Origin of the sequence: Desulfonatronospira sp. (assembly GCA_003563255.1) — a bacterium.
Lineage (GTDB): Bacteria > Desulfobacterota > Desulfovibrionia > Desulfovibrionales > Desulfonatronovibrionaceae > Desulfonatronospira.
The window spans coordinates 1-6,378 of sequence record PWSL01000184.1; the positions used below are offsets into that span (position 1 = coordinate 1).

At 51.0% G+C, this 6,378-nt stretch carries 8 protein-coding genes; all 8 read right to left on the bottom strand.

Annotated elements, in window-relative coordinates:
• Positions 1-321: 321 nt before the first annotated feature.
• The 8 genes from QZP87_RS05305 to gspG all read right to left on the bottom strand — a co-directional run bounded on the left by QZP87_RS05305 (position 322) and on the right by gspG (position 6,363).
• Complete coding sequence (locus QZP87_RS05305; protein ID WP_291321881.1) at positions 322-1,200, bottom strand: hypothetical protein; 879 nt, start codon at positions 1,198-1,200, stop codon at positions 322-324.
• A 343-nt stretch (positions 1,201-1,543) separates the two neighbouring features.
• On the bottom strand, positions 1,544-2,026 hold the full coding sequence (locus QZP87_RS05310) for a hypothetical protein (protein ID WP_291321882.1): 483 nt from the start codon (positions 2,024-2,026) through the stop codon (positions 1,544-1,546).
• Positions 2,027-2,350: 324 nt separating this feature from the next.
• Positions 2,351-3,469, bottom strand: coding sequence for a hypothetical protein (locus tag QZP87_RS05315; RefSeq protein WP_291321883.1), 1,119 nt, complete (start codon positions 3,467-3,469; stop codon positions 2,351-2,353).
• Complete coding sequence (locus tag QZP87_RS05320) at positions 3,466-4,443, bottom strand: type II secretion system protein GspK (protein ID WP_291321884.1); 978 nt, start codon at positions 4,441-4,443, stop codon at positions 3,466-3,468. Before QZP87_RS05320 ends, QZP87_RS05315 begins: the two co-directional genes overlap by 4 nt.
• The gene (locus tag QZP87_RS05325) at positions 4,433-5,101 is read right to left on the bottom strand and encodes a type II secretion system protein (protein ID WP_291321885.1); all 669 of its coding nucleotides are present in this window, start codon (positions 5,099-5,101) and stop codon (positions 4,433-4,435) included. Before QZP87_RS05325 ends, QZP87_RS05320 begins: the two co-directional genes overlap by 11 nt.
• A 52-nt stretch (positions 5,102-5,153) precedes the next feature.
• The gene (locus QZP87_RS05330) at positions 5,154-5,516 is read right to left on the bottom strand and encodes a prepilin-type N-terminal cleavage/methylation domain-containing protein (RefSeq protein ID WP_291321886.1); all 363 of its coding nucleotides are present in this window, start codon (positions 5,514-5,516) and stop codon (positions 5,154-5,156) included.
• Complete coding sequence (locus tag QZP87_RS05335; protein ID WP_291321887.1) at positions 5,513-5,920, bottom strand: prepilin-type N-terminal cleavage/methylation domain-containing protein; 408 nt, start codon at positions 5,918-5,920, stop codon at positions 5,513-5,515. The genes QZP87_RS05330 and QZP87_RS05335 overlap by 4 nt, the downstream gene beginning before the upstream one ends.
• A complete protein-coding gene (gspG, locus tag QZP87_RS05340; protein ID WP_291321888.1) occupies positions 5,917-6,363 on the bottom strand; it encodes a type II secretion system major pseudopilin GspG in 447 nt (148 codons plus the stop codon). Before gspG ends, QZP87_RS05335 begins: the two co-directional genes overlap by 4 nt.
• Between the last annotated feature and the right edge of the window lie 15 nt (positions 6,364-6,378).

Sequence of the window (6,378 nt, forward strand, 5' to 3'; positions counted from 1 at the left end):
CAAAAATAAAACAGTCCCAGCGCCAAGTGCTGAACCCCCGTCATGGCTCAAATTTTTCTTGTTTTTTGTGACAGGGTTTCAGGAGTAAGCCACTAAAGCGGGCTCAGCCCGCAACCCAAGAAAAAGAAGTGCTCGTATCCCACACTTGGGACAGTCCCCGCGACAATATTTTATTGGTTACTGAAATCTTTCATTAGCAAAACTGGTTGCCTTTGACCTGGTTAGTTCTTAGAAGATGTCAGATGTCGTAAGAAAACAGGAGTGCTATGGGGGGACTACGCCCTTAACCCAGATTAAAATGCCCCCTGTCCCTAATACAGCCTACTGCAGGACCTCCTCCAGGCTCTGGGCCGTCAGTATCCGCTCCGACCAGCGTATCAGGCTCTCTGAATCAGCAGATTCAACCAGGCGCTGCTTGTCCTCTGGGATTTGACCGAATTTCAGGGACATTTGACGAATCAGCAATTGTGCTTCGCCCTTCTGCACTCCCTTCTGCATTCCTTCTTCTCTGAATCTTTCAGCAAATGCACTCATAACCTCAGCCTCCTCGGAATATTTGTATACATATAGCTTGTATTCCATATCGTCCAGATCAGCGTAGATGTCAATGAAATCAAGATACTTCAGGCGCTTCTCAGTTTCAGGCTCAAGCCGGCGCAGGCCCCGTACAGCATCAGCGTAGACGTCAACCTTCTGTTCAGGGCGGTAGCTCATGTTGGGCAGGTTGAGCCTTGCTACAATATTTGAACTTTCCCGGTATTGTTCATAGGACAGACCCTTCAGGGCGCATTCGATGAATGAAAACCGGAGGTAATTCTGCTCATCCCCTGCAAGTACAAGCTCCCGGGCATAATTCCCGGCATACAGAAATATGACCACCGGGACCACCCTGTTTGTTTTGAACATCTCGGATAAATCAAGGCAATAGTGTGCCAGACGGTGAATGGAAAAACGTCTGGGATCGGTGTCTTCTTCAACAACAAACAAGATGGCCTCTCTGGTACCATCCGGCCATTCCACCAGCAAAGGCACATCCAGTTCCCTGAAGCGGTCTCCCAGCCGGTTTTTGAGCTGTTCTTCACGGATGGGAATTATTTTTGCCCCTTTATCCAGGGACTTAGCCTCTGCTCCGACGAAAAGCTCAAGGGCATCGCGGGGATAGTCCAGGATCAGGTTTTTGAAATTCTGGTCGTTGCTCATTACGGATTTTCCTCGTCAGATTATTTGTAAACATTCAGGAGGGCAGATACAGGCCATTAGGCGATTAGTACAACTTTCAAACAAACATGTTGATCGCTAAAATCGGTTCCTGGTTCCTGGTTCTTCGTTCCTGGTTACCTCTCCTTACCCTGCTCCAGCCTTACCTTTCGTTCCCAGGCTCCAGCCGCTTCTTAAAAAATGTGGCTGGAGCCTCAAAAAAACGATGTCCCCAGGCTGGAGCCTGGAAACAAAAAAAAGGAAAGCAGGGGGCAGGCACTCTGGGACCATTCAGTCTCTGGAGAACTTAAGAACTCTGAACAGATAGGTGATTAAGGTTCAGTCATCAACGAGACAGGACCAGCCTGACATCCATATGCTCCGGGCTGTCCATTCGTCTGTCCAGCCGGCATGAGACAATATTCAGGTCGGAAATATTACTTAAAGTTTCAAAAAAATACAGAAGCTCTATCAGATCAAGTCGTTCCAGGTAAAGCTGTACACCATCCTGTGCAGTTGAATTGCTTGATGGGCGTAATGAGGCCAGCCTGTCTTCAAGACCTGCATCTCTGATGACCTTCTGTATGCCTGCCAGTGGGGAAAGGTGAGCAATTGATTCCGACTCCAGCTCCATGGACTTACCTATCTCAGCTGCCAATGGCAGGGCCCTTTCGTACCTGGCTTTGATATTCCGGGTATCCTGGAGCACATCAGATGCAGCGGAACTGATCCAGGACCACAGGATGACTGGAAGCAGCACAGCTGCAAAAAGCAAGAAAAAGGCGACCCTTTTTTGTTCTCCCGGGGACCTGGTATCCCAGGCAAGCATTCTTTTTATTCCAGCTCTGATATCCATATTGAATTAAATTTTTATCCTACAAAGACTTAAGCATTCAGGGGGGTCCTCGGTGATGACTACTGGCACTCTCGCCTCTGGCGTGACCAGGGACTGTCCTACGCTAAGTACCAACGCGGGCCTGGCCCGCAACCCAGATAAGAAAAGAGTTTTTTACCCACAGATCACACCCAAGTTAAATGGCTTGGCCTGCACTTCGTGAATCAGGGCAAGACCCGCAAGGAAAAGGTATCAGCCCTTCGGACGGGGGAAGATTACTCCCCGCTGAATAACGAAGGAAATCCCGGCGTGCCAGGATCAATATCTCACCCTGAGGGTTATCTCCACCCTGTCCCCGGCACTCTCAGCCTGATCCAGGGTAAAGCTGTACCCTTCGGCATCATTCAGGTTTTCAAGGAACCTCTCCATCTGCTCATAGTTGTCCAGGGAAGCCTGCACCCTGCCTGAGTCAATACCCAGGGAAAAACCATGAACCAGGAGGCTCTCAGGGGCCGCCCTGCTAAGCCGGCCCAGGAACTCCATGAAATCCACCCCGAGTCTGTGAGTGTTTCGGGACTGTTCAGCCCTGTAGAGCAGCAGGCCATACGGATCAGATCCATAGTCAGGACCAAGGGCACCGGTATAAACTTCTTCCAGGGCTGTCTGCCATTGCGCCCTTTCCATCTCAAGGGATCGCAGCTTGTAAATCTCTCCCCCGCAAAAGAGCATCCCAGCCAGAAACAAAACAGCTGCAGCCTTTAAAACAAGTTTACTTCCTGATTGCACCTCGCTTATCTGGGATAACTGCAGCTTGAAGCTGTTCCAGGGAACTGCATTGGCAGCCACAGACTGTATTACATCCTGAACAGTCAGCAATGCAGGAGAGGTTGATAGCCCGGAGTCCCGGACTCTTTGTTCCAGTTCCTGCTCATCCCCGAAAAAATATTCCAGCCTGTTATCCATGACCAGCATGCGGGGGTCCCCGGGGTTGTGCATGGTCCAGAAATGAGTATTCGTATTGACGGTGGCGGCCCGCCCCCCCAGAAATGCAGTGGTGACCGCACTGGCCCTGAGCAGCAGTGGTTTATGTTGCTGCACAAATGCATCCAGTTCTCCGGATCTGAAGCACCCCAGGACATCAATCCCGGTATCCAGAACTTCCATGCTCTCCCCCCCGGAAGGAGCAGGGAACAGGTGCCTGAGCTGCAGTTCAGCAGCTGCATGCATGACTTTACGTTTTTTGCCCTGGAGATCTTCTGGAATATGAAAGAAGAAAAAACGATCCGGCAACATCACCAGGAGTGGATACCTGGAACTAGCGGGCGGTTCTTCTATCTCCTGCACTTCCTCTGGAGTACAGAAGTACCACTCCACCCTGCCCTGCTCAGGCCTGGCCAAGTAGAATTCCCGGGGTGAACCGCGTTTAAATAAACTCATATCGCTCCCGACTTGAGAACATCTTTCGCCAGTACCCGGGCAGACGTCTCATGTTGTGAATCCACCGCCTGTACTATATAGCGGTGCTTCTCAATCCACCCCCCCAGTTCCACCTGTACCAGGATTTCATAGTATTCAGGATCAATGACAATGTAATTCAAAGCATGGGTGTATGTAGACATATCCATGTCCGTTGCGGTCAACAACTGGTTGGGGTGTGTTATTCTTTTCTCCCGGCGCAGGCTTTCAATGCCGGACCAGTAGGGCGTCAGCTCTGGAATGAGCGCCAGTACTATCTCTCTGTCTGCGGAGTTGATGTCTATTCTGTCCTGTTCACCCCAGACCGTAAAATTCTGCCTGATCCACTCAGGATTCAAATCTTCAAAACCGGGTATCATCAGTATTTCTTCCGGTTTCTGCAGCTTTCTTCCTGGAGCGGAATATTCCAAATTCCTGCTGGAATAATCATGGACTAAGGCTGCTGTCGTAGCTCCATGGCCGGATATTTCCATATCCCCCATCCAGTAAAGCAAATGTTCCATTTTTTCCAGGGAAAAATCTCCGGCGGCGAATAACTCAAACACAGCTTTTCGGAAATCCTCCCTGTTGTTACTTTCTGTGACCATTGCATTTATCGGCAGCCTGGAAACACAGGGTATGATAAGTATCTGCAGCCCCTGATCTTTCCATGCGGCTCTCCAAAGGTGGGCAGGCAAATCCGCCCGGTTGTTTCGAATCTCCTGAAGCATATTAATGCCCATATCCAGGCCTTCTTCAGCCAGAATCCCTGCCCTGTACTCCAATGTCAGCCTGGCAGCCCCTTCATGGCTGCGAGTGGTTGTTTCAGTGACATGCAATACCACCACTGAAAGGGAAAGCAGGCTTACCAGGACCAGGACCAGAGCTGCGCCCCTGCTTTTCAGGTCAGCACTTATTCCCGATGATTGCAGAACTTTGAAAGTATCAATGATCATGGCCTGGTATATGCTCTACTATTTCAAACCCTACCTCTTCGCCGAAAACCATGCGTAAGCGCAACGCCCTGGGATAAGGGCGGTTGGTACCCATAAGCCACGACTGATGCTCTATCCAGCGCTGGTCTTGGGATGACATGAATGCTATATTCAAAGATTCAAGTTTGTGGGACAGTACCTGCTCCCGGCTGTACTCCAGGTCCTGATTTTCTTCGATACGGATTACCTTGCCGTCTCTGAAATCCCAGGACACCTGCATCGGGATGGAGGCTGAAACGAGTGTATTATGCCCGGTAACCATCCTGAAACCACTTGATGTGGGTTCAAGCCCGGTCTGCCATTGCATATGCTTGATATCCCGGTGAATAATCCGTCGCAGGACGGTCTTTTGATGCTCCTCGCTGCTTTTCTTCAGAAGCTCCTGGCTGGAAAAAATGCTGTTGCCCATAATAGAAGCCAGCATGGCCGCCAGAACCCCGGCGACAGCAAGACCTACCAGAACCTCTACCAGGGTGAACCCGGAAAACCCGGCCCTGGCCCTTGCCGGCTTGGACTGGGCAGGTCCTGCACTGAAGCGGGCTTTGCCCGCAAGACAAGTGAAAAAGTTGCCCCTGTTCAAAAATGGGACATTCCCCACAACACTGCCGCCCTCTGTCATCCGACCTCCGACCTCCGACTTCCGACTTCCGACCTCCGACTTCCGACCTCTATCACCTCTCTATCACAGGCCAGGACCATTCAAGCACCAGTCCATGCACTTCTGTTTCCAGGTGCATCCACCTGATTCCTTCAGGATCCACATCCTGTCCTCCAACAGTTCTCCATCTGCCTCCGTATATTTCCGGGGTGGAAATCCAGACCCCCGAAGGTGTTGAGAGCTCTTCAAGACCTTTGCGGGCCAGAAGCTCCTGGACATAATTCAGATTACTCAAGGTGTAATGCTGGTTTGATGCCAGGTAAACACTGTACTTTTGCAGGCTCAATACAGCATGGGCGAGAATTGCACCTACCACAAGGGCCACCATGAGCTCTACCAGGGAAAAACCATTATCAGGCTGCCTGTAGGTGTTCAATGCAACCTCAATTGCTGTTCCAGGGGACTTGATTGCAGCCTGTAGCCATTGGCAAGCTCCATACTGACTTCATCCATAAAACCTGCAGGATAAATTCTGAATAAGGCCTCAGTTCCCTCAACCTGCCTGGAGTTTATAACCGCCCTGGCCAGGGACGCCGGCAGTTTTTGTTCTTCTTCATTCCACACCAGAACTTCCCGGCCCAGAGAAAAGTACACTTCCTGAATCGAATAAGACTTTGCAGCATGTGAACCGGCTTTGTTCAGCATGATATTTATGTCTTGCAGGGGATCTTGCCTGCTGTTGCCGACGGTATCCAGGCTGGGCAGGAGGGTGAACCAGCCCAGGCCAAAAATAAAAATAACCACCAGAATTTCAATCAGGGTCAGTCCCTGCTGTTTCACTCCTGCAGCTCCCAGCTTCTTATTTCCCGGTTGTGGCCTGTACCCCCCTCCTGTCCGTCGGCTCCCAGGCTGATGACCTCGTAATCACGCCCATCAGCGCCTGGAGAGCGATAAATATAGTCGTTCCCCCAGGGGTCTCTGGGTAAGGACGAGGCTTCCAGGTATCCCCCGGTACGCCAGTTTGCAGGGGTTGGCCCTGAGTCCGGCCTCTGTATCAGGGCCTGCAGGCCCTGGTTTGTGGTGGGATATCGTCCGTTGTCCAGGCGGTAAAACCGTAAAGCCGACTCAATGGTTCTGATATCCATCTGGGCCTTGGTGAACTTGGCTTCGTCAGGGCGATCCATTATCCTGGGCACCAGAAGTCCTGCCAGGAGACCCAGGATGACCATGACCACCATGATCTCGATTAAACTAAAGCCGGCTCTGTCGTAATTATGATGCATAAGTATATCCTCTAA